General features: G+C 66.5%; 16 protein-coding genes. 10 read left to right on the top strand and 6 right to left on the bottom strand.

Features of this window, described 5'->3' with window-relative positions; genetic code table 11:
• Complete coding sequence (locus ACIQLF_RS01965) at positions 1-843, top strand: DUF1684 domain-containing protein (RefSeq protein ID WP_400293910.1); 843 nt, start codon at positions 1-3, stop codon at positions 841-843.
• A 55-nt stretch (positions 844-898) separates the two neighbouring features.
• On the opposite strand, the gene ACIQLF_RS01960 is transcribed toward ACIQLF_RS01965, so the two are convergent.
• From ACIQLF_RS01960 to ACIQLF_RS01945, 4 genes are all read right to left on the bottom strand, one after another.
• The gene (locus tag ACIQLF_RS01960) at positions 899-2,287 is read right to left on the bottom strand and encodes an MFS transporter (protein ID WP_400293909.1); all 1,389 of its coding nucleotides are present in this window, start codon (positions 2,285-2,287) and stop codon (positions 899-901) included.
• On the bottom strand, positions 2,280-2,720 hold the full coding sequence (locus ACIQLF_RS01955; RefSeq protein WP_400293908.1) for a MarR family winged helix-turn-helix transcriptional regulator: 441 nt from the start codon (positions 2,718-2,720) through the stop codon (positions 2,280-2,282). Before ACIQLF_RS01955 ends, ACIQLF_RS01960 begins: the two co-directional genes overlap by 8 nt.
• Before the next feature lie 63 nt (positions 2,721-2,783).
• Positions 2,784-9,161: a DUF4011 domain-containing protein gene (locus tag ACIQLF_RS01950; RefSeq protein ID WP_400295002.1), complete on the bottom strand. Its 6,378-nt coding sequence runs from the start codon at positions 9,159-9,161 to the stop codon at positions 2,784-2,786.
• A 215-nt stretch (positions 9,162-9,376) separates the two neighbouring features.
• Positions 9,377-10,267, bottom strand: a complete 891-nt coding sequence (locus tag ACIQLF_RS01945; protein ID WP_400293907.1) for an Lrp/AsnC family transcriptional regulator — start codon at positions 10,265-10,267, stop codon at positions 9,377-9,379.
• 283 nt (positions 10,268-10,550) lie between these two features.
• On the opposite strand from ACIQLF_RS01945, the gene ACIQLF_RS01940 reads away from it, so the two are divergent.
• From ACIQLF_RS01940 to ACIQLF_RS01920, 5 genes are all read left to right on the top strand, one after another.
• Positions 10,551-11,840: an MFS transporter gene (locus ACIQLF_RS01940; RefSeq protein ID WP_400293906.1), complete on the top strand. Its 1,290-nt coding sequence runs from the start codon at positions 10,551-10,553 to the stop codon at positions 11,838-11,840.
• Positions 11,837-13,582, top strand: coding sequence for an amidohydrolase (locus ACIQLF_RS01935; RefSeq protein WP_400293905.1), 1,746 nt, complete (start codon positions 11,837-11,839; stop codon positions 13,580-13,582). Before ACIQLF_RS01940 ends, ACIQLF_RS01935 begins: the two co-directional genes overlap by 4 nt.
• Entirely contained in the window at positions 13,575-15,230 is a 1,656-nt protein-coding gene (locus tag ACIQLF_RS01930; protein ID WP_400293904.1) for a thiamine pyrophosphate-binding protein, read from the top strand. The genes ACIQLF_RS01935 and ACIQLF_RS01930 overlap by 8 nt, the downstream gene beginning before the upstream one ends.
• Positions 15,231-15,343: 113 nt before the next feature.
• Positions 15,344-16,330: a C-terminal binding protein gene (locus tag ACIQLF_RS01925; protein ID WP_400293903.1), complete on the top strand. Its 987-nt coding sequence runs from the start codon at positions 15,344-15,346 to the stop codon at positions 16,328-16,330.
• 93 nt (positions 16,331-16,423) lie between these two features.
• On the top strand, positions 16,424-16,870 hold the full coding sequence (locus tag ACIQLF_RS01920; protein ID WP_400293902.1) for a UPF0158 family protein: 447 nt from the start codon (positions 16,424-16,426) through the stop codon (positions 16,868-16,870).
• Between the two features lie 38 nt (positions 16,871-16,908).
• On the opposite strand, the gene ACIQLF_RS01915 is transcribed toward ACIQLF_RS01920, so the two are convergent.
• Positions 16,909-17,682, bottom strand: a complete 774-nt coding sequence (locus ACIQLF_RS01915) for an aspartate/glutamate racemase family protein (protein WP_400293901.1) — start codon at positions 17,680-17,682, stop codon at positions 16,909-16,911.
• Between the two features lie 405 nt (positions 17,683-18,087).
• Between ACIQLF_RS01915 and ACIQLF_RS01910 the strand changes: the two genes are divergently transcribed.
• The 4 genes from ACIQLF_RS01910 (at position 18,088) to ACIQLF_RS01895 (ending at position 23,046) form a co-directional block, all read left to right on the top strand.
• On the top strand, positions 18,088-19,758 hold the full coding sequence (locus tag ACIQLF_RS01910; RefSeq protein WP_400293900.1) for an amidohydrolase: 1,671 nt from the start codon (positions 18,088-18,090) through the stop codon (positions 19,756-19,758).
• Between the two features lie 88 nt (positions 19,759-19,846).
• Positions 19,847-21,040, top strand: a complete 1,194-nt coding sequence (locus tag ACIQLF_RS01905; protein ID WP_400293899.1) for an MFS transporter — start codon at positions 19,847-19,849, stop codon at positions 21,038-21,040.
• A gap of 315 nt (positions 21,041-21,355) precedes the next feature.
• Positions 21,356-21,964, top strand: coding sequence for an NADPH-dependent FMN reductase (locus ACIQLF_RS01900; protein WP_400293898.1), 609 nt, complete (start codon positions 21,356-21,358; stop codon positions 21,962-21,964).
• A 248-nt stretch (positions 21,965-22,212) separates the two neighbouring features.
• On the top strand, positions 22,213-23,046 hold the full coding sequence (locus tag ACIQLF_RS01895; protein ID WP_400293897.1) for an alpha/beta fold hydrolase: 834 nt from the start codon (positions 22,213-22,215) through the stop codon (positions 23,044-23,046).
• 169 nt (positions 23,047-23,215) lie between these two features.
• Here the strand turns inward: ACIQLF_RS01895 and ACIQLF_RS01890 are convergent, their stop codons facing one another.
• Positions 23,216-23,884, bottom strand: coding sequence for an alpha/beta hydrolase (locus ACIQLF_RS01890; protein WP_400293896.1), 669 nt, complete (start codon positions 23,882-23,884; stop codon positions 23,216-23,218).
• Between the last annotated feature and the right edge of the window lie 404 nt (positions 23,885-24,288).

The following is a 24,288-nucleotide window of genomic DNA, read 5'->3' as shown; positions in this document are numbered from 1 at the left end:
ATGTCGGCACCGGCACCCGCCACTACTGCAACAGAAGAGACCGATGCGGCGGGCTTCACTGCCGATTGGCGGCGTTGGCACCGGCAACGACTACAGGGACTCTCCGCGCCGCATGGATTCCTCGCGATTACAGACCTGCACTGGCTGACGAGCGACCCCACACGCTACGACGGAATCCCCGGCCAATGGTGGGTCACCCACGATTGGCTCTTTGTGGACCTCGGCACCGACGAGAGCCTGTTCCTGAACGGCATGCCGGTTTCCGGGGTCCAGAGGCTGGGCAGCATCGCCGAGCGCGATGGATTCAACCTCGGCCACGGGGAAACCATCATCGAGGTAGCCAAGCGGGGCGGCAAATACATTCTGCGTCCGCGCAATCCGCAGAATCCGCTGCTGCAGGAATTCAACGGCGTCCCGGCCTACACACCGGACCCGCGCTGGCGCATCGCCGGCGCCTACCGTCGTTTCGACCAGCCGCGGACGACCCTGGTCGGTGCGGCGGTGGAGGGCATCGAGCGCGTCTATGAGTCGCCCGGAGAAGTGGTGTTCGAGCTCGACGGGGAAACCCACACACTCACCGCCTTCAACGGCCACACCGAGGGAACACTGAACATCCTGTTCACCGACGCAACGTCGGGAAAGACCACCTATGCGGCAAACCGCTCACTTGTCGTGGACGTTCCCGGCGAGGACGGAATCGTCGTGTTGGATTTCAACTGGGCGGTGAACCTTCCGTGCGCCTTCACAGACCTGGCCACCTGCCCGCTGCCGCCCGCGGAGAACCGTCTGGCGGTGGCCATCGAGGCCGGCGAAAAGACCCCGTTCGAACGCTCCGTCGACTAATCAGCAGCCCGCAAAGGCACCTGTACCGGGTTCGCGGCCCCGTGCAGGCCGGCGTTTAAGTGGCGGAGCGGAATCGCGTGGCGAACCCGTTGACGACCAGTGCAAGGAACACCAGCAGGCAGAGCACCGCGCCGATCTCGAACGTGATGTTGATTCCGGCGGCGGTGGCGTGGTGGTCGGCCGAGGTGTGCGCCGCGATGACGGCACCGGAAACGGCCGTGCCAAAGGAGCTGCCGATGGTGCGCAGGACCTGGTTGAAACTCACCGAGCTGCCCAGTTCCTCGGTCGCCACGCTGCGGGCAATCAGGGCCGGCATGGCGGCATAGGCGGAGCCCAGACCCAGCCCGAAGACCAGCATGCCCAGCAGGATTTCCCAGAGCTGGGAGTGCGCCAGCCACAGCAGCGATCCGGCGACGGCCATCAGCGCGGCCCCGATGGGCAGCAGCGTTGCCAGGGAGAACCTGCGGACCAGGCGATGCACCAGGCGGTTCGCCGCAAAACTGCCCACGGACAGCGGGAACATCACGAAGCCCGCCCAAAACACCGGCAGGGCCAGGCCGTATTCCGTGGATTCGGGCGCCTGGGCCACGAGGCTTGCCATCGACAGACCGATGTACAGCGCGGCGCCGAGCCCGATGGCCGTGAGGTTGGCCAGCAGCACTTCCCCGTTGCCGAACACCCGCAGGTTGATCAGGGGGTGGTCGCTTCGCAGTTCCGTCCGGATCCACAGCGACAGCAACACCACGGCGACCGCCAAGATCCCAAGGGTCAGGGGCGAGGTCCAGCCCCAGCGGGGGCCCTCGCTGATCCCCAGCAGCAGGGTACCGAGCCCGAAGGCCAGCAGCGTCGCGCCCAGGGTGTCGAAGGGAAGCGCGGCCGCATGCTCGTCGGGGCCGTTAGGGATGACGCGCATGAGCACGACGATGGCGCTGAGCACGAACAGCGCGGCGAACCAGAAGGCCCACCTGAATCCGGTGAGACCGGCGATGATTCCGGTCAGCGGGTAGCCAATGCCGATTCCGGTGGCCACCGTGACCGAGAGGCTGGAGATGGCTCCCCGGACTTTGTCGGCGGCCACGTAGCGGCGCGCCAGCGAGATCGTCACCGCGACGACTCCGTAGGTCAGGCCCTGGAGCGTGCGCCCGATCAGGAACACCGTGAAGTTCGGCGCGAGGGCCGCGATGACGGACCCGGCGAGGATGATCGTGAGCGAGACCAGCAAGAGCTTCTTCTTGTGCGGGCCGTCGCTGAGCCGGCCCATCACCGGGGTGGCAATGGCACCTGCCAGGAGGTTCAGCGTCAACATCCATTGCGCGGTGCTGACGGATACGCCCATTTCCTGGGAGATCGAGGGAACCAGAAGCATGCCCAACGAGCTGACGATGGCCGTGGACAGTGCCGCGTAGACCAGCGCTGGCACCATGTAGGAACGGGTTTCAGCCACGCGGCGGCTCCACTCCGATCTTTTTCAGGACCGGGATGGCCGCCAGGAGGATCTCGCGTTCGTCGGCTGTCAGCCGCTCGACGATGGCCTGGGCAATCCAGACCTCTCCGACCCGCACCTCCTCCTCGAGTTTGACCCGTCCCGCTTCGGCGAGCTCGATCCAGGTCCTGCGGCGGTCATCGGCGTCGGGAACGCGTTCGATGTATCCCAGTTCCTCGAGCTCGGGTGTTGCCAGGGATATGGCCTGGGGGCTGACCCGTATCGCTGCCGCCAGCTCCTTGCTGGTCGCCCGGCCGTGCAGCGACAGGTGCTGCAGGATTCCCATCTTGCCCGGGGAGAGGCTGCGTTCGGCCCGCATCCTCCGCGCGAGGGGTTGCAGCGCCTCGAGGAATTCCCGGGCGGATTCGGGGTCTGGTGTACGTTCAGAGGTCATCGTTAAATCATACAACCAACTTGATCAAGTTACTTGATCATTATTTCCGGCTGTTGCCTCCGGCTACCCCGCCGTACGGATTTTCCCTGCCGCGGACTCCAGACGTCCCTCGCGCACCGCCAGTTCAAGGCCCCGCTGCAGGCACCGGGAAACCGCTTCCGTCATGCGCCCGTACCCCAGGACACCGAGCGCCGCCCGCTTGAGCTCGTCCACGCCCGATTCCTCGGCGGAGAAGACAAGCGCACACATCAGGTTGGCGATCTCCCGCGGGCTGATCTCCTGGGCCTTCAGGTCATGCGCCGCGAAGGCGGTTCGGTGATCGATCCAGCCGGCTTGGTCCAGCCCTGTCGGCCAGACGAATCCGTCGGCATCGGTGACGTAGTTCTTCTTGTCCAGGGCCGCCAGCATGGCCTTTTCCCGGGCTGCCGAGACGCGTCCGAGCTCGTAGGCGTTGATGGCAAGCCTGGCCAGCCGACGGTCCAGGATCGGCCATTCCGCCTGCACGATTTCCGCCAGCAGCGCCGCGGCCTTCTTCTTGCCGGCGGCGCTCTTAAGTTCGTCGAGTTCCCCGGCCTTGCCCGCCATGCGGATAGCCCAGGGCTTGAACCCGGTGGATTTGGCCCGGATGGCGCGCACCTGCGATTCGGCCGGCGCCTGCATCGCTGGCTTCTGTTTTCCTCCGGGCAAGGCCCCTGCCGCCGGCCCGGTTTCCCCGGCAACCCGCGCTTCCAACACCCGCTCAAGCTCGGCATCGATCGAGTCCAGGACGGTAGCGGGATCCTCCAGCCACGCGGGCAGCCAGATCCGCATGACCGATTCCCAGCCGAGCAGGTTGTGCAGGACATCCCGCGGCAGGCCGTCGCGGTCACCCACGGTCTTGCGCGCGGCCCACGACTCGTTGTCCAGCAGGATGGCCATCGCCGGTTCACCCGGACGATCGGCGCGGGCCACCGTCGCATCGATCCTGAAGTCGGACAGCCCGACGTTCGTGGCCACCACGTGGCCGCGCTCCCGCAGGCGTGCCGCAACCTCTTCACGGTGCCTGTCGCGCGCGATGGCGGAGAGCGACCCGTTGCCCAGTGTGTGTGCGCCCTCGGCGGCCAGGTCCAGGTAGGCGCGCAGGTGCTTGATGCCCAGCGCCGATGAGTCCTCGGCGCGCAGGTCTGCGGGGTCGAAGCTGGAGAAGACCACGACCTGGCGGCGGGCACGGGTGATGGCAACGTTCAGGCGACGCTCGCCACCGACGTTGTTCAGCGGGCCGAAGTTCAGCGGCAGCTTCCCCTGCCGGTTGGCGCTGAAGGCGGTGGAGAACAGGATGACGTCGCGCTCGTCGCCCTGCACGTTCTCCAGGTTCTTCACGAAAAGCCCCTCGGCGTCCGTCTCGAGCGCGGCGCCCAGGCGCTCGTCCGCGTGGTCGCGCAGCAGCCCCTCGATCAGGTCCCGTTGCGGGGCGTTGAAGGTAACCACGCCGATCGAGGGAATGGCCGACGGCGAGGCATCAAATCGCCGCTTGATCTCATCGGCGATGCGCTGCCCCTCGATCGGGTTGGTGCGCAGCAGGCCCGCGGGCCCGGAACGGTGGAAGGCGCCGTCGACCCGTACCAGCGAGATGCCGTACCCGTCCGATCCCGCATCTGCCGCATCGTTGGACTCAGCACCGTTGGAAACAGCACCGTTGGAAACAGCACCGTTGCGCGGGGACGGGAAGGACGAGAGCTTTCCGTCGTAGTAGTGCCGGTTGCTGAAGGCGATCAGCGACTCGTCCTGGCTGCGGTAGTGCCACGACAGCCAGCGCCGCTGCACCCGGGCCATGACGCACTCGGTCAGGATCGACTCCTCGTCGGCGACAAGCATCTCCGACTCCGGGTCCTCGTCCGGCTCCAGCGAGACCTCCGCGAACGAGCCCGGCGGCATCTGCTTGCTGTCGCCCACGACCACCGCCGACTTGGCGCGGCCCAGGGCGCCGATCGCGTCGGCCACCCGGATCTGGGAGGCCTCGTCAAAGACCACGATGTCGAATTCACCGGCCCGCGGCGGGAAGAACCGTGCCGCGGAGTCCGGGCTGACCAGCACGCATGGCAGGATCGTGGTGACCAGGTCCCCGTAGGAATCCATGAGCCGGCGCACGCTCAACCCGCCCCGGCGGCGTTCAAGCTGCCGGGCCAGCTCGCCCATGCGTTTCTCGGCCGCCTTCAGCTTCTCGGCACGCTGCCGGGTGATGAGTTCGGGCAGTGATTTTGCCAGGTGCCCCCGCAGGGACGTGGCCGAATCGGTGAACCGTTCGACGGCGCGCGTATGGGTATCGGCGTTGAATTCGTCCAGACCGTGGGCCGCGAGCCGTTCGGCAAGGGCCGCCTCCGCCATGCCGCGCATGAATCCACGCGGCGCGTCCTCCGCAGCGAATTCCCCGGTGGCCAGCAGCGACCAGGCATCCTCCAGCCCGCTTGCCTTCAGGATTTCCAGGGTATCGACGAACCCGGCCCAGCGTTCCAGTCCGCGCTGGGCCGTCCGCCCGGTGCCGCGCTCGTCGACGGTGCGTTGGAACGCACCCAGGAAGCCCTCGTCGCCCGGCCATGCCGAGTGTGTGCGGAGTTCTTCGGGCATCACTGCCAGGAGTCCTTCCCAACGTCCGGCAATCCCGCGAAGCTCGCCGGCAAGCGCCTTTGCGGCCGTCGGGTCCTGTTCGAGGGCCCCCTTGAGGATCTTGCGCAGCGAACGGGTGTGGGAATCATCCCGGCCCGGATCCCCGACCTTGGGCAGCATCCGCGCAAGGTCCAGCAACGTGTCGCACTGTTCCGCAACGCTTTGGATGTCGCCGTCCGTGAACGGATTCCACTGCCCGGGCAGGTTGATTCCCGAAAGCGAGCCCAGCCCCGTGGCGATGCGAGTACGTTGCGCCCGCGCTTCGATCAGTTCTCCGATGATGGTCACGAGTTTCCTCGCGTCGGCCTCGGCGCCCCTCCAGCCCCCGCCGAAGTGCTCGGCGATGACCCGCAGCCGCCGCTTCTTGCGGCCGAAGCCCAGGAACCCGAATTCGTCGGCGACCCTGGCGGCCTGGTGCGCCGGAGCGAGATCGTTCTCCAGCACCGACGGGTCGACAACGGTGGGCAGCCAGTCCATGCGCTGCACCAGGGCCGTGGCCTCGGACAGCAGTTCTCCGCTGGTTGCCTGCCATTCCGGCGTCGAAGCAGCGTCGAGCACCGCGGCGGGCACCCGTCCCTCCAGCAGCTCCGCGAGATGGCGCAGGTCTTCCGGTTCCGCAGCGCTCTCCAACCAGGCGGCCACCCCGGCCTCGGCATGGATGTGCGTGGCTCCGGACCATGCCAACGCCAGGCCATCCGCCGCTGCACGCAGTGCCGCCTGTGCCTGAGCGTCGAGCGGACCGCCGAGGAATCCCCACGGATGGTCCTTCCGCGGGCGCGCGGGTTCCGCGGTTTCGGGCAGCCTGCCGAGCGCCTCGCGCACCGCACCCGCTTCCGCGTCGCTTGCCCGCGCGGCGAATGCCTCGGTGACAGGCAGCGCAGGAATGCCCGGATCCATCGACAGGGCGACGTTCCGGGCGCCGTAGGCCGAGTAGCCCGACGGGCCCTCGTCGTGGAGGTCCCGCGCATAGCCGGCCAGCCTGCGGGTGGAGGCGGCCAGGTCGTTTTCGGCCAGCGACATCCCGGCCTCGTCGGCGAAGACCAGGTGGTCCAGGGACGCCTTGATCTGCGCGCGCACGGCATTCGGGGACGAGCCCTTGTCATGGAGGTCGAGCGCGAATTCGCCCAGGCCCACCTCGTTGAGGCGCCTGCTCACCACTTCCAGCGCTGCACGTTTTTCCGCCACGAAAAGCACCCGCTGCCCCGTGGCCATGGCGTGCGCCAGCAGGTTGGTGATCGTCTGCGACTTGCCCGTGCCCGGCGGGCCCTCGAGCACAAACGTGCGCCCTGCCCGCGCGGCGGCGACGGCCTCAAGCTGGGACGCGTCGGCGGGCACCGGGCAGTCGGCTGCCAGCCGATCCAGGTCGACAGCTTCCTCCGCGGAATTGGGGCCGGCGGGGTCGGTGAATTCGTTGGTCGGGGATTCAACCAGGTGCCTGACCAGCGGCGAAGACATGAAGGTTTCCCAGTTGTCGTCCAGGTCCTTCCACATGCGGAACTTCGCGAATTGCAGGATCGCCAGGTCGGCGCTTCCCTCCACGTGGAACGGGAGGTCCGCCGCCAAGAGTGCATCGCGCAATGCGCCCAGCGCCACCTCGATGTCGATGCCCGATTCGTCGCGGACCGGGTCCTCGAACCCCGGAATGCGCAGCCCGAATTGCTCGTGCAGCTTTTCGCTCAGGCAATAGTTCGGGGTGGAGGTCCCCGTCTCATCCATCTCGATGCGGAAGTGCTTTCCGCGCCCCGCGGGTCGCAAATGGACGGGGACCAGGAACAGCGGGGAACGCAGGGCCCGACCGTCCATGGACCAGTTCAGCGAACCCAGGGCCAGATAGAGGTTGTTGGCGCCGTTCTCGTCAACGATCCGCTTCGCCGCGCCGGCCATCCTGCGCAGCTTGGAGAGATAGGTGGCCGAGTCCAGTCGGGTGTACGCCTTTCCCCGGGAAAGCAGCAGTTCGATCCGGCGCTCGACGGGCAACAACGGCCCGGTTTTGTACCGCTCTTTGTCCAATGCGCCGATCTCGTCGTCGGGCAGCAACTCGATGGCCCTGCCGTTGTTGACCAGGTCTTCGAGGCCGTCGACCACGCTGTCGGGGACCGCCAGCGTGAGGCGGGAGCGGTCCGTGAAATTCAGCAGGCGGTTGCGCAGGGAAAGATCCAGCAGCCCGTTCTTCCAGGCAGTGATGCGCGGCGGTGCCGTCTGGCCCGTGGCGGCCGGGGCCTGTTGCCGGCGCTCGGATTTCTCCCTGAAAAAGCGCTCAAGGGTGTCCGACTGCGCCGCACGGTACTCAACCACTGTGGGCTTGCCCGTCTCCGTGAATCCCCGGGCCGGCAACGGGTTGATTCCGCTGCGGCGCGCCTGCCGGATGTCGATGGCGTAGGCCAGCTTCCCGGTTGCATCGGGTCCCTCGTCAACGGGGCTTTGGGCGAACTCGCGCTTCGTCGCGTCGGAGGCCTCGACGATGGACATTCGTCGGTCGATGGTGATGGCTGTGGTTTCCACGATGCGCAGGTGGTCGGCACCCACAAGGTTCACCAACGCGCGGGCGCCCTCGACATCGAGGCTGCTGCTGGGCAGTCCCCCGTCGGGGATACGCCAGTACGCAAGGAATGCGTGCCCGCCGGCAAGCCAAATCACCGAGTTGATGCCCACTCGCTCGAGCAGCGCCGCCATGAGCAGCGTGGTGTCCAAGGCGGTGCCGAAGCGTTCGGTCAGCACCTCCTCCGCGCCGCGGATGTACTGCCCGCCGGCCTCGGCCAGATCCCAGTTCGCCCGCGGGTTGCCCAGGCGGATGCCGCGCGTGCACAGCACCTCGAAGAGGGCCTCGACGGACTGGTCCACCCGCTCGGCGCCGCCCAGTCGGACGTCGGCGTTCTCCCCGCCGGCGCGCATGCTGAACAGGTCGCCGGCTTCGGAGAGCAGTTCGGCGAGCCGGGGATGCTGCGGCTGCACAAACGCGGCCAGCAGCTCGGCGGTGGCTTGGCTGCCCGCGCCCGGCCAATGGCTTGCGGGCAGCAGGTCGACGTCGGCGGACTTCTCGGCCAGGAGCTTCGCATTCTCGGCCACCCGGACGATGAGTTTTCCCGGGCGGCGGGAGTCGATCAGGGCGAAGGCCGCCGGGTCCAGCGCCACGTCCAGGTCGTGGAGGGTCGTCTTGCCCGTCGGCAATTCCATGCGGCGCTCGGCCACCGCGGAGACCGCCAGGTTGCCGCTCATCACCACGGCCGTCACCAAGACCTGGCGCGCCTCCTCGCCGTGGTTGTCGAGCACCACCCGTTCGATGATGCGGGCATGCGTGTGCGCGGAGGCATAGGTGATTTTTCCACTATGGGCGATGTCGACCAGAATGGATCGTCCGCTCAGCACGCGGCCGGAAGCCGGAGGCTGGTCACCCGCGGCGAAAGATTGAACCAGCTCTGCCACTTGGCCCGCCGAATAATCCAGGTCCAGTTCGGCCAGGAAATCTTCGCAGGTTGCCAACGCCCGCTGCACGTCCGCTTCGGCGAATGCCGTGCCGTTCTCCCAGATTCGGTGGATTTCCTGCAGCCGACGGGTCCGTGCTTCCTGCTCCGTCGATGGCCCGGGATCAGCGGAAAACGACAAGTGATCACGCAATTGTGTGGAAAGGTCAACGATGGCCGCGGGCTGCGCTTGACTCCCCAGCGCCTGGTCGAGCTGGCCCAGCAGCCCCGTCCAGCCGGCGGCCGCGGTTCGCGCCGCGCGCTTTTCGGCCTCCAAGGAGTCCAGTGCCAGTGAGACGATTTCCAGCGCCGTTCCCACATAGTCACGGTGAATCATCAAGAAGGCCATCCTCAGTTAAAACGTTTGCACCGCCCGCCGCGGGACTCCGGATTTGTCCCTCCAAACCTATCCCACGCGGGAAATCAGCGGGCCACGGGCGCGTGAGCCAGGATCATCGAGCGGGGTTCGCCAAACCGGACCTTCGACGACACCCGCCGGCGAATCATTCGCCGCTCTCCGCCCCGCCCTCATGCGCTTCCCTGCCCGACAGGTCAGACCCGTCTGGCGTAGTCTTCCTTGAGCACTTCCAGGTGCGACCACGATGCCGTGCGCTTGATCCCCGGCAGCGCCCGCAGCTCCTCGAGCGAATCAAGCAGCGCGGCCGGCGACCTGCCCACCAGCGTCGCCACGGCGTCGAACCTGCCCACGGTCTCGGCGGCAAACTCGACGTCCTTCGAGTTCCGCAGCTGTTCGAGCACCTCGCCGTGGCCGCCGTTGAGGTTCAGCCCGACCCCCATGGAGAGCTGCCGCCCGTGCGCGCCGCGCGCCTCCACCGCGCTGATCTTGATGATGCGCAAATCCAGCAGCCTTTGCACCCGCACCCGCACCGCGGTGGCCGAGAGGCCCACCTCCGCGGCCAGGCGCCGGTAGCTGGCCCTGCCGTCGGCCTGCAGCAGCGCGATCAGCCGGGTGTCCGTGGGATCGATCGCCGCGTCCCCGGTGTACTTGGAGATGAAGAAACCCTTGAGCACCGAGGTGTAGACCAGGGTGTCGATCTTTGCCACGCCCGGCAGCCGGCGCACGTTCGCCAGGGTCCGGTGCAGCTCCTCGTGGCTGGTCACCCGGACCTCGGCGATCAGGTCGTGGGCGCCGCCCACCGCCGAGACCAGCACGGTGTCCGAGTCCCGGACCAGGCCGTCGGCAATGGCCCGGACCGGCCCCTCCGCCACGACCGACACGTGGGCGATCACCCGCTGCCCCAGGAACGACGGGTCCACCGCCGCGATCACCCGTACGGTCCCCGAATCCAGCAGCTGCTGCACCCGGGTGGCGATCGTCGCCCGGGGCGCACCAAGGTCCCTGGCAATGTCAAGGAAGCTGGCGCGCCCATCGACCTGCAGGGCCCTGATGATCGCCGTGTCGAAGTTTTGTGGGTCTTTCATGGCACCTTCTATATCTCAGGTTTGTTTCGACTCTGGTACAAAAACTGCTGTTGACTGCGTGATTCGTTTTTCTCTTGCGCACAAACATCGAAAGATCCAAACAATAGTGAAGATTACCGTACAAACTACGTATTTATTGTGTTTGCCGTCACGCTCATCCGTGGCTACAGTTGTCCAAATCACAAACAAGTTCTGGCTAGAGCCGGAAAAGGTGGAATCTCCCATGGAACAAAATAGGGCCGCAGTGAAAGAATTCAGTCACGCCCGTGCAAGGCGTGCCGGGATGGCAGCCTTCGTCGGCACCGCCATCGAGTGGTACGACTTCTACATCTACGCAACGGCGGCGGCGTTGGTCTTCGGCCCGTTGTTCTTCCCCGAGGCAGACCGGGCGGTCGGCATTGCCGCGGCCTTCGCGACCTACGCCGTGGGCTTCGTGGTCCGCCCGCTGGGTGGCATCATCTTCGGGCACATCGGCGACAAGTTCGGTCGCCGCCCGTCGCTGGTCATCACCCTGCTGGTCATGGGAATTTCCACCGCCCTGGTGGGCCTGCTGCCCACCTACGCCAGCATCGGCGTCTGGGCACCGACGCTGCTCATCGTCCTGCGCGCGCTGCAGGGCCTGGCCGTCGGCGGCGAATGGGGCGGCGCGGTCCTGATGGCCGTGGAACACGCACCTGAAAAGCACAAGTCCTTCTACGGCGGCTTCGCCCAGCTGGGCAACCCCGCCGGCGCCCTGCTCGCGACACTGATGTTCAGCGCCCTGAGCTCCCAGGGCGACGACTTCCTGCTCAACGGCGGCTGGCGCATCCCGTTCCTGATCTCCTTCGTGCTGATCCTGGTGGGCTTCTGGGTCCGCAACCGCGTCGAGGAATCCCCGGTCTTCGAGGCAAAGGTCGAGGGCGCCGTTCAGTCCCTTCCGCTGAAGACGGCAATCGTCGGCAACTGGAAGGCGCTGCTGATCGGCGTCGGCCTGCTGCCGTTGTCCACCGGCGGCTACCAGCTGACCACCACCTTCGCCACCGCCTACGGCACCGATCCGTCGGTGGGCCTGGACGAAACCCTGATCCTGAACGCCCTGGCAACTGCCGCGTTCATTGAACTCGTGGCGACCCTGGGCGTTGCCTGGCTGGGCGACAAATGGGGCCGCAAGCGCGTCATGTTCATCGGCCTGCTCGGCTCCATGATCCTGGTGATCCCGCAGTTCCTGGTCATGTCCACCGGACCGGAATGGCTGATCTTCGTGGCCTTCTGCGCCATGCGCCTGGTCATGACGGCAACCTACGCCCCGATGGCAGCGATCATGTCCCAGCTCTTCCCGCCGCAGGCCCGCTACACCAGCATCTCGCTGTCCAACGGCGTTGCCGCAGCCTTCTGGGGCGGCATCTCCCCGCTCGCGGCCACCCTGCTCTACGCGGCAACCGGAAACATCTGGCCGGTCCTCATCCTCTTCCTGGCCATGGGCGCACTGAGCATCTTCTGCCTGGCCATCGCCCCGCAGCACCGCGACGAGGAACCGACCTACGAAGCCGCACCAGCTAACACCATGAACGACCCGATCGAGGCCTCCAAATGAGAAAACTGCAGACCTTCGCCGCCCCGGCACGCACCTTCGTCCCGCAGTTGGTCACGGCGTCCAACATCCACACCATGGACACGAAAAACCCCTCCGCCACCGCCATGCTGCTGCATGACGGATACCTGCTGGCCGTCGGTTCCGAGGCCGAGTGCCGCGCCGCCGGCGCCGCACTGGGCCTGCCGGACCCTCGTGTGCAGGACTTCGGGGACGCCACCCTGGTCCCGGGCTTCATCGACGCCCACGCCCACCCACTGATGTACGGGCAGCTGAAGACCTGGGTCGATTGCGGGCCGGACAAGGCCAAGAGCATCCCGGAGATCGTGGCGCTGCTGAAGGAACGCGCGGAGCAGACCCCCAACGGCCTGCCGGTGCGCGGCTACGGCTACGAGCAGAGCAACCTCATCGAACAGCGCCACCCCACGGTCGCTGAACTCGACGAGGTCGCCTCCGACCGCGAGGTCTACCTGATGAACGCGTCGGGCCACGGCGGCGTCGTCAACAACCACACCTTCGAGCTGCACAGCGTCACCAAGGACACCCCCAACCCGGCGGGCGGCGAGTTCTTCCGCGACGCCGACGGCGAACTCACCGGCGAGCTCTCCGATGCGGCCTGCAACATCCTCACGGGCCTCGAGGGCGTGAAGATCGGGCACCACGGCCCCAACTTCCACCTGGCCGACGCCCCCGAGGAGCACCTGCGCCAGCTGCAGATCGCCCAGGAGGGCTTCCTGGCCGGCGGCGTCACCACCGTGGGCGACGCCCAGGTCTCCCGCCGCGAGTTCGACATGTACCTGCGCATGGCCGAGGCCAACCAGCTCAAGATCCGCGTGAACATGTACCTGCTCTCGCACCTTTTGGACGAGGCCGCCGACATGGGCATGCACGGGGCGTTCGGCAACGCGCAGCTGAGCTTCGCCGGCTTCAAGTTCTACGCCGACGGCACCCTGGGCGGCTGGACCGCCTACTTCCCCGACGGCTACGTGGGCGACCCCTGCCGCACCGGCCAGCTCTACCACGAGCCCGCCGCGTACACCGAACTGATCGCCAAGGCCCACCGCCTGGGCCTGCAGACCGCCACCCACGCGCAGTCCCCCACCGCGCTGGAGATGGTCATCTCCGCCATCGAGGCCGCCCAGGCCGAGCGCCCGGACGCCGACGCACGCCACCGGATCGAGCACTGCGGCCTGCCGACCCTGGAACAGATCGACCGCATGGCCGCGGCCGGCATCCACCCGGTCAACCAGCCGCAGCACTACTACAACTGGGGCGAGGGCGTCACCGAAGCGATCGGCACCCCCGGCGAGCGCTTCAACCCGCTGGGCGAATTCATTGCCGCGGGCGTGAGGGTGACCATCTCCTCCGACGCACCGGTGGCCGAGCCGCTGCCGCTGGAGGCCATCCAGGCCGCCGCGACCCGCGTGACCCGCCAGGGCCACAAGCTGGGCAGCGACAACCTGCGCATCACCGCCAAGCAGGCACTTGCAGCCCACACCATCAACGCCGCCCACGCGCTGGGCCGCGAGGACGACCTGGGCTCGCTGGTTGCCGGCAAGCGCGCGGACTTCGCCGTGCTGGCCGTCGACCCGCTGGCCGTGGAGGCCGGCGAGATCGCCGGGATCCGCGTCCTGGAAACCTGGGTGGACGGCATCTGCCACTTCACCGCGGACCGCACTGTCGATCGAAATACCGACCGCGACACCGTAAACACCAACGCACCCCAGGAGCCGGCACATGTCTAACCAGGAAACCGCCGCCACCATCGAGCTGCCCGAGGGCGTCGTGGCCAACAACGCCGGCTTGGACGTGATGACGGTGCTGCGCAACTACGGCATCGACACCATCTTCGGCATCCCCGGAACCCACAACCTGGAGTTCTACCGCCACCTGGCCCCGCTGGGCATCCGCCCGGTCACCTCCCGCCACGAGCAGGGCGCCGGCTACGGTGCCGACGGCTGGGCCCAGCAGACGGGCCTGCCGGGCGTGGTCATCACGACCTCCGGCCCGGGCCTGCTCAACGCGCTCTCCGCCGCGGGCACCGCCTACTGCGAATCCCGCCCGCTGATCATCCTTTCCCCCGGTGTGCCGGTGGGCGAGGAGTTCGCGGACATCGGGTCGCTGCACGAGACCAAGGACGCCACCGGCGCCGTGGGCGCGATCGTCGAGTGGTCCCGCCGCGTGCACTCGGGCGCCGAGGCGGTCCAGGCCGTCCACGACGCGTTCGAACTGTTCCGCTACTCCCGCCCGCGCCCCATCCACATCGAGATCCCGCTGAACATCCTCGAGGGCCCCTCGGACGCCCCGGCCCAGCTGCTGGAAGCCGTCGCCCCGCGCACCCCGCAGGCGGCCAACCCGGAGGCCATCGCCCGGGCCGCCGCGGCGTTGCGCACCGCCACCCGCCCGGTCATCCTGGCCGGCGGCGGTTCGCTGCGCGCCGGATCCGACGTCCTGGCCCTGGCCGAGGCCCTGCAGGCCCCGGTCGTCACGACGCTGAACGGCAAGGGCTCGATCCCCGAATCGCACCCGCTCTCGCTGGGCTCTGACATCCGCCTCGACGTCGCGCAGAAGTTCTGCGAGCAGGCCGACGTCCTGCTGGTGCTCGGCTCCAAGGTCGGCGAGGCGGAGCTCTGGTTCAACGAGCTCAAGCCCACCGGCACCGTGGTGCGCGTGGACATCCTCGAGACCCAGCTGAACAAGAACCTGGCCGCCGGCATCGGCCTGGTCGGCGACAGCGCGGCGGTCGTTCCGCAGCTGATCGCCGCGCTGGGCGACCACCGGGCACCCGCCGCCCCGGACCTGGCGGCATTGCGCGACCGGATGCGCGACGACGCACGCGCGCTCTCCCCCGCCTTCGCCGCGCTGGCCGAGCAGGTCGCCATCGCCGTTCCGGCCAACACCATCATCGGCGGGGACTCCTCGCAGGCCACCTACCTGGGCACGGCCAGCTTCGTCCCGCAGGACACCCCGCACTCGCTGCTCTACACCCCGGCCTACGCGACGCTCGGCTACGGCCTGCCGGCCTCCATCGGTGCCCGCATCGGTGCCCCGGAGCGCCCGGTGGTCTGCGTGATCGGCGACGGCGCCCTGATGTTCGCCATCCAGGAACTTGCGACCGCCGTGGAGCAGCGCCTCGACCTCGTGGTGGTCTGCGCGGACAACGGCGGCTACGGCGAGATCAAGCAGAACGAGCTGGACCGCGCCATCACCCCGGTCGGCGTGGACCTGGTGCAGCCGGACTGGGCGGCGCTCGCCACGGCATTCGGCGGCAACGGCACCAAGCTGGCCGACGCCGACGAACTGGCCCCGGCCATCCGTGCGGCACTTGCCGCCGGCGGCGTCCAGCTCATCCACGTGCCGATGGCGCTGTTCAACCAAGCACCGCTCAACTAACCGCGCATATCCAAGCGGCAACAAACCGGTGGGGTTGCGGGGAAGCACTTCTGCTTTCCCGCAGCCCCACCGGCATATCCGCCACCACCGTCTTCCCCGAACAGGAGTTTTCCGTGTCAGCCACACCGCTTTCCAAGCCTCAGGTCTTGATCACCGACGCCGCCGACCTCGACCACACCATTGCCCTGGACCTGCTCTCCGCGGCCGGCATTCAGGCCGAGTACCTGAACTCCCGGGACCGCTCGGAAATCCTCGCCGCGGCCCGCGGCTGCTCCGGCATCATCCTGGGCTACGCCTCCCTGGATGCCGGAATGATCGCCGAACTGCCCGAGCTCAAGGTCGTCGCCACCATGTCCGCGGGCTTCGACATGGTCGACGTCCGCGCCGCGGCCGACGCCGGCATCACCGTGTGCACCGTCCCGTCGGCGGCCACCCAGGACGTGGCAACCCACGCGTTCGCCGGGATGCTCGCGCTGATCCGGCAGATCCCCCGCTCCCAGGCGCTCACCCGGGCCGGGGACTGGACCGGCACCGGGCTCCCGGTTCCGCCGCGCCCGAGCAACCTGGTGTTGGGCCTGGTCGGGTTCGGACGCATCGCGCAGTACCTGGCCGAGCTCGCCGCCCCGGCGTTCAAGGAGATCATTGCGTACGATCCCTTCACCCCGGCGGAGTTCTGGCCCGCCACCGTGCGCCAGGTCGGGCTGGACGAATTGATTGCCACCTCGAATGTGTTGAGCCTGCACACCCCGCTGACCCCGAACACCGAAAACCTGATCGACGCCACGGCGCTGGCGGCCATGCCCGACGGCTCCTACCTGGTGAACGTTTCCCGCGGCGGACTGGTCGACGAAACCGCGCTGCTCGCCGCCCTGGATTCCGGGAAGTTGGCCGGGGCCATGCTGGACGTGCTGGCCCAGGAACCCGCCCCGGCAGACCACCCGTTGGTGGCCCACCCCTCGGCCATCGTCACCCCGCACACCGCCTACCGCAGCGACGCTTCGCTGCGCGAATACATTGCCCTGCCGGCCCGCAACGCCATTGCCGTCCTGCGGGGTGCCGAACCGGAAACGCCGCTGCGGGTTGCCGCCGCCGCACACTAGGACAAGGACCGCTATCTCTACCAGCCTTGCGCGATCACCACCCACGCGCAAGGCTGGTAGAGACACTGCACCGACCCGCGGCAAGGAAACACCATGCTGAAACTTGAAGACCTCGATCTGGAACGGATCGGTTGGGCCATGCAGGACGACGGTTCCATGGGTGCCCAGTTTTACCTAAGCCTGGACACTGGCGATGTCGTGATTCCCGGCTTCGAGGAAGACCTGTCCATGGAGGACATCGAGGAGGGCAACTACGCCCCGATCGAACGCATCGAATCCTACGAGTCCTACCGACACATGGAGGCCTTCACGGTTTCGCTGCCCGAGGGCCCGGCCCGCGCGGCGCTCGAACAGACGCTGATCCGCAGCCACCCCTTCCGGCACTTCAAGGACATCCTCGGATCCTTCCCCGACGAACGCGAGGCCTGGTTCGCGTTCAAGGACGCGGCCATGCGCACGGTTATCATCCGGTGGCTGGTCGGCGTCGAGGCCATCGAAGACCCCGAGCCCGGTTTCAGCGGAGAGTACGACGACGAATAGTTACCCCGCCGGACCGTGAACGCGTCAGCTCCGGAAGGCTATGCGCCCGCCGGATACCGCACGCAGTAACGCTCCAGGTCGCCGGTGGTCGCCACGTAGTGGGCCGCTCTGGCGTGGAGCAGCGTGCTGTCCAGCAGCGGCAACGGGGACAACGTGAACTGCTCGGCCAGCAGCGTCAGATCGGTGCACCCAAGGATCACCGAATCCGCGCCCTGGCTCTTGAACCACGACACCGCATCCAGGATGGTTGTCACGTCCTGCTCGATGCAGATGCCGCGGATCAGGCGCTGGAAGATGGCCTCGTCGACGGCCTCGGCAATCCCGGCCGGCGGCGTGATGACCGAGCAGCCATACGCCGCAGCCCCGTCCTGGTAGATGCCCGACCGTGCGGTTTGCGAGGTGCTGAGCAGACCCAGCCGGGACAGTCCCTGTTCCCGCGCCGCGGCGAAGACCGCCTTGGTGATGTCCAAAACCGGCACCGACACCGCGTCGGCCAGGTCCCCAAGCATCGCGCTGACGGTGTTCGCGGTGACCACCAGGAAGTCGGCCCCAGCCCGCTGGACCGCGGACAGCGCCTGCCGGATCGAGGCCTCGGCCGCAACCCGGCGGCCGGTCTTGAGGTCGTCGATCAGTTGGCCGAAGTCGATGGCCTGCAGGACCATCCTGACACTGCTGACTTGCGGCTCCACGGAGTTCAACGGATTAGCCCGGTTAATCTCCTGCAGGTACACGCAATCCGTGTGCACCGACATCCCGATGAGGCCGGGCACCAATGGTTGACGGTCTTTCGCATCGACCTGCTGTTCGGACACGGGGAATCCTTTCTGCGGGGCCGGCGATGGTGTTCCGACCGGCTGACGGGTTCAGCCTAGCGCCATCAGCCACAGAAATTGGCCCTATTGCTGGCCGTTGTTTTAGAGGATCGTGCCTTGAACGCCGGTGACTTGAACCCACGCGTGACAACGATTTTCAGGTGCGGGAACACCCCGCCGGACTACCCAACCGGCACCAACCCGGCCTCTGCGGCACTTCTTTCCAGAAGGTGAATCCCCCACCCGCCAACGAAGCGCGATTAAACAAAGTACGGGCATGCAAAGCCAAGCCAGATGGCATGTCAGGCGCAAAGATGGAATCAAGTCACTCGTGATGAAGCGCGCACCCGCGATTACGGTGGGTCACTCCTTTTCTCGCATTCCCACTTGAGAGGTCGAAGTTTCTTGAACAATCAGCCGGAATTGGTTCTCATCAACGGAATCATTCACACACTCGACACGCATCTTCCCCACGTTTCCGCGTTGGCCATTGTCGACGGAAAAATCATCGCCGTCGGCGCCGAAGCCCAGGCGCTGGCAGGGACAGCTACCGAGGTGCTCGACCTCCAAGGGGCAGCGGTCCTTCCGGGCCTGATGGACGTGCACAACCACCACATGCTCGCCGGACAGATGGACCTGTTCGAACTTAACGCGGTGCCGACCCTCGGGCTCGATGAGCTGCTCACGGCACTCGCCCGCTGGGCCGCGGAGCTGGGACCCGACGAGTGGATCGTGGGCGGCAGCTGGGGCTCGGGCCTCCTTCAGGAATTGAACTCCGCCGAGGCGCTGGCCCGCTTCGACGAAGCAAGCGGTGGACGGCCGGCACTCATCAAGGATGACTCCAAACACAACCGCTGGGCCAATTCCAGGGCCATGCAGTTGGCGGGGATCGATGACGCGACCGCGGATCCCGAGGGCGGACAGATCTTCCGCGATGCCAACGGCAAAGCCACGGGCGTGCTGCTGGAGGCCGGCGGGGTGCTGGTTGAGCAAGCCCGTGAACGCCTGCATCCGACGAGCACCGCAGACTTGTCGCGGGCCGCGGCACACGGCATCAAAATCCTTCACTCCTACGGCATCACGGGGTTCCAGGACGCCGCGACGTCCTTGCAGCTGATGCAGGCCTTGAAGGAATTGGATGACCAAGGCGATCTTCGGGCATGGGTTGTCACCAGCATGCAGGCCAACGACTTCATTTTTGGCACCCAACCCCTGGGTGAGGGGATCATCTCTGAACGCGAATCCACCCGTTCCGAACACCACCGCCCGGACTTCATCAAGATCTTCCTCGATGGGGTCCCGCCGGCAGGCACCGGCGCATTCATCGAGCCGTACCTGGACGGTGTCGGGTTCCCCGAATGCCACCGCGGCCACACCACCATGGACGCCTCCGACCTGGAAGGCTGGCTCATGGGCACCGCCGAGCGGGGAATCTCGGCCAAGATCCACTGCACCGGCGATGCCGCCGTGCGGCTGGTCCTTGATACCGTTCAGAAGGTGCGAGAGGCGGGCTTTGAGGGTCCGAAGTACCACATTGCCCACGGGCAGTTCGTGCACCCGGACGACATCCCCCGCTTTGCGGAACTTGATGTCACCGCCGACATTTCTCCCTCACTGTGGTTCCCCGGCGTGATCGCCGAGGCCATGACCACCGTGCTTCCACCCGAGCGCGCCTCAAGGATGCAGCCGAACAAGTCGCTGCTTGATGCCGGCGCGCGCATCGCCGGCGGTTCGGACTGGCCGGTGAGCGTTTCGCCGAACGTCTGGGAAGGAATCTACGGATTGATCACCCGCCAGGATCCCACGGGGCAGTTCCCCGGCACGCTCTGGGCCGAACAGGCCATCACCCTGGATGAGGCGATCCGTGTCTACACGATCAATTGCGCCGAGGCCATGGGTGTCGCGGAGCTGACCGGCTCACTTGAGGTCGGCAAGTCCGCGGACTTCGTGGTGCTTTCCGCCGACCCGTACACCGTGGACACGGCGCAACTCCCGGCCATCACCGCAACCCAAACCTGGTTCGCCGGCGGCAAGGTCTACGACCGCGCGGCCGACCGCGCGGTCCCCACCCGCTAGTTCCCTCCCACCGCACGCCCGCCGCCCCAACGGGACGGCGGGCGTCCACCCCTTCGCGGCACCCCGCCGCCCTCTTGAAAGAGGCCACATGACTACCTCCCTGGCTACCTCGCGCCTAAAATCGGCGACCGATCGAGGAACCTACACCTATATCGCCGTCTACAGCGCCGTGCTTTACATGACCCTGCTCATTGCCCCGATCATCGCCGCAAAGCTGGTGAACCAGTTCGGCCTGAGCTCCACGGAAGTCGGTGGATTGCTTTCCCTGGAACTGGGCGCGTTCAGCCTGGCCACCGTGCCCGCGTACCTCTGGCTGCGTCGGGTCAACCTTGTCACCGCCACCCGGGTGTTCACGCTGATTGCAGTGGCAGGAAACGTGGCCTCCGGCTTCGTCGACAGCTACGGGCTGCTGGTGGCCAGCCGCATCGTCACGTCCCTGGCCGCGGGCTCCATCACCGTCATCATCCTGACCTTGAGCAGCAAGACCGCCAACCCGAGCCGAGCCTACGGGTTGTTCGTCACCGCACAGCTGGTCATGGGAGCCATCATCCTGGCGGTGTTCCCCGCGGTGTTCGCCAACGCCAATGTTTCCGCCGTCTACTGGTCCATGGCAGGCTTGGCACTCTGCTGCCTGCTGTTCTCCGGACGCATCGACGGAAACGCGCTTCGCGCCGGTTCCAAGGCCGCCGATCCGGGATCGGCATCCGCCCGGGCCGTGCGCGTGCCGAAACTCAAGGCCGGGCTTGGACTGGCGGCGGTCATACTCTTCTACATCTCACTCAGCGGGGTCTGGTCCTTCATGGCGCAAATCGCCGGCGGCGCGAATATAAGCCTGAGCACCACCAGCCTGATCCTCGCCCTGGCCACCGTGCCCGGAATCGCTTCGTCCATGCTCGCGACATTCCTGGGAGACCACCCCAAGCGGGCGCTTTTCCTGGTCCTTGGCTATGTCGGGCTCGCCGCGTCCGTCGCCATGCTGGTCGGGCTCACCGGTGCCGTCCAGTTCGCTCTGGCAGCGATCCTCTTCAAATTCACGTGGACGTTCATCCTCCCGTACCTGCTGTCCTCGATCTCCGACCTGGATGCCAGCGGCCAGCTAATGAACACCACCAACCTGATGATCGGCACCGGTTTTGCGGTTGGCCCGCTCCTCGGTGGAATCCTCATCGAGGCCACGGGCGGATTCACGGCCATGTTGACCGTGGCCTGCGTGGGAGCCCTGGTTTCGATGCTTTTCGCCGCCAGCATTCAGCGCCGCACGCCCCGCGTGCTGGCCGGCTAGGGGCTCGCTGGGAAGGCCGTGCCCACCGTTTCAGATAATCGGTGGGCACGGCCTCGACATGTCCGCGATGCCGACAGGGTGAACTGCGAGGACAAAAACCGAACATCTTTGGCGGACGGGGGCGGGGGGCCAAATCCACCGCGCTATTTCACCGGCAAGCATCGGCATCCCCGGCGACGAACCCGAGACGCGGCTGCAGCGGATCCAGAACCTGATTTGGGACAACCGGGATCAGGGAGAAAACCCACAAGACGTTCACCAAATAAGCAGCCAAATCCTCTGGACGGCAGTGTTCCCGAGTGCTGGACTAGCCCCATGTCTACCTACAACATCGGCTACTTCGTCGGGTCCCTGGCCACCGGCTCCATCAACCGCATCCTGTCCAAGGCGCTGATCAAGCTGGCGCCCGAATGCCTCGCCTTCACCGAGATCCCCATCAAGGACCTCCCGTTGTACAGCTACGACTACGACGCCGACTTCCCGCCCGCGGGCCTGGCCCTCAAGAAGTCGATCGCCGAGGCCGACGGCCTGCTCTTCATCTCCCCCGAATACAACCGCTCCATTCCCGGAGCGCTGAAGAACGCCATCGACTGGGGCTCCCGTCCGTGGGGCACCAACTCCTTCGCCCGCAAACCCACCGGCATCATCGGGGCATCCGTCGGAGCCATCGGCACCGCGGTCATGCAGTCCTCCATGCGCAGCGTGCTCAGCTTCCTGGACGCACCGCAGCTGAACTCCCCCGAGGCCTACATCAACTTCAAGCCCTCGATCTTCGGGGAAGACGGCACCGTCAAGGACGAGTCGACCGCCGATTTCCTCACCCACTACATGCGCGAGTACGCGGCCTTCGTCCAGCGCGTCCTGGACGCCAACGCCGCGGGGCACATCGGGGATCCGGATCCGATCGCGAAGGTCGAGAAGTAGCTGCTGTCCTTACGTATCGGACTCCGCAGTTCCTATTGTGAGTGGCAGTCGTAAAGTGGCGTGGTGCGACGAATGCACTTTTTCGTGGCACCACACCTCAAGCCCGAAGCATGTACATGGCCAGTTCCATCGATTCTCCGCGGCATTCGTTCTGGCTCCCCGATCCCTTGCACGCCTGCTGCCTATTCCCTAGGGTGGGTCACGCGAGCCGGAACGATTATTCCGGCCACCCCGGGAGGAGCACCGTCATGGCCACACTCACTGTTGGCACCGAGAATCATGCACCGATCGATCTCTACTACGAGGACCAGAGCAGCGGAGTGCCCGTCGTTCTCATCCATGGATATCCGTTGGACGGCTCATCCTGGGAAAAACAAACCGTCGCACTCTTGGAAGCCGGCTACCGTGTCATCACTTACGACCGGCGCGGCTTCGGCAAGAGTTCAAAAGTCGCCTCAGGATACGACTACGACACCTTTGCCTCCGACTTGAAAGCGGTGCTGGACGCGCTGGATGTAAACGATGCCGTCTTGGTCGGTTTCTCCATGGGCACCGGCGAGGTGGCCCGCTACCTTTCACGCTACGGTTCGGGGCGAATCGCCAAGGCAGTCTTCCTGGGCTCGCTCGAGCCTTTCCTTCTACAGACCTCGGACAACCCGGAGGGCATTCCGCAGTCGGTTTTTGATCCGATGCTTCAGGCAGTTTCCAAGGATCGCTACGCCTTCTTCACTGAATTCTTCAAGAATTTCTTCAACACCGATGAGTTCTTGGGTAATCGACTCAGTCCGGAGGCGCTGGAGGCCAACAAGAACCTTGCTTATAGCGCTTCCGCGTATGCCTCAATCGCGGCCCAACCCACATGGCTCACGGATTTCAGGGCGGATATCGACCATATCGATGTGCCTGCTTTGATCGTGCATGGCACGGCCGATCGCATCCTGCCCATCGACAATACGGCGCGCCGCTTTGCGGCTCTCTTGCCCGCGGCCGAGTACCTCGAGATCGAGGGAGCACCACACGGGTTGTTGTGGACGCACGCAGACGAGGTGAACTCGATTCTATTGGAGTTCCTCGCGCGCTAGATCAAGCGGTTTTTCGGAGCGCTGAGGCCCGCAGGTGGCCAAGCGCGATCGACACATGGCGACCGGATCCCGTCGCGAAGGTCGAAAAGTAGCCTCCGACCAAGTGTGGGGATCGGGATGAAGCCCGATCCCCACACTCTGCCTTTGTCGGTTTCCCGGTCGGCCGCCCCTACTGCGTCAGCGCAGCCCGGCTGGCTGGCAGCACCTTGGCGCCGATCTCGGCGGAGATGAAGTCGCGCACGTCGTCGAGCTCGGCGGCGTTGATGCCGTGCGCCAGCCCCGGGTAGACCTTCTCGATGAGTGAGGAATGGACCGGAAGGAACTCGGCGGTGCGGGTGATCGCGACCGGTGCGATCACCCGGTCCTCGAAACCACGGCCCCAGAACACCGGCGGAAGGTTCTCGCGCAACGTCTCGTCTCCCGGCTGCGTTGCGCCCAGGACGAATCCGCCGAGAATCACCGGGGCAACGACACGTTCGGGCCGGGTGCGCAGCAGCTGGCTGGCCATGAGCCCGCCCTGGGAGAAGCCGACTGGCACGATCAGGGTGGCAGGGTCGACGTTTTCCTCGATCCAGGCCCAGATGGCCTCGGTTGCTTCCTCGACCGGCGCCGCATCCGGGTTTCCGGGCGTGGTGATCTCGAACCAGGCGGCCCCGCCGTTGCCCAATTCAAGCGGCGCCCGAAGGGAGGCCCATGGAAGGTCGAGGCCAAGTGCGGGAGCCAGGCCGCTGAGGTCCTGCTCGTTCGAACCAAAGCCGTGCAGGAAGAGCACGACCGCGGCGGGAACGTCGCTGGCGGTCCATCCGGTCGAGCGTACGTCGCGCAGTGTGGTGGTCATTCGGGGATCGACTCCTTGGGTTGCGGGATCCGGACGCCAACATGCGGCCCGGGCGCCCGGCGGATCGGCAGTTCTTCCGTTCCAGCATACATCGACTACTTGTAGCTTCAACCATTAATGTCGGACGGCCAACTCACGCCGGCCGCCACGCGATCGAACCTCGAAGCAAGACGTGGATGGCAGGCCATCGGGCCGCCATCCACGTTCGACCAACAACCCCGGGCCTAGATCTCGGCGAAGGCCCCCGCCGCAAGACGGTCGGCAGTCACGATGTGCGCAACAACCAAAGCCTGGCTTGAGGCGGGGTTGCCACCGACGGCCACCGGGATAACCTCGGCGGGCAGCATGGCCGAGGCTTCCCAGGTGCCGCCGGTGCGGCGCACCACCGCCGGGGCGCCGTTGAC

The sequence above is a fragment of the Paeniglutamicibacter sp. NPDC091659 genome, from assembly GCF_044756805.1.
Lineage (GTDB): Bacteria > Actinomycetota > Actinomycetes > Actinomycetales > Micrococcaceae > Paeniglutamicibacter.
This window is presented reverse-complemented; position numbering and strand designations above follow the sequence as displayed.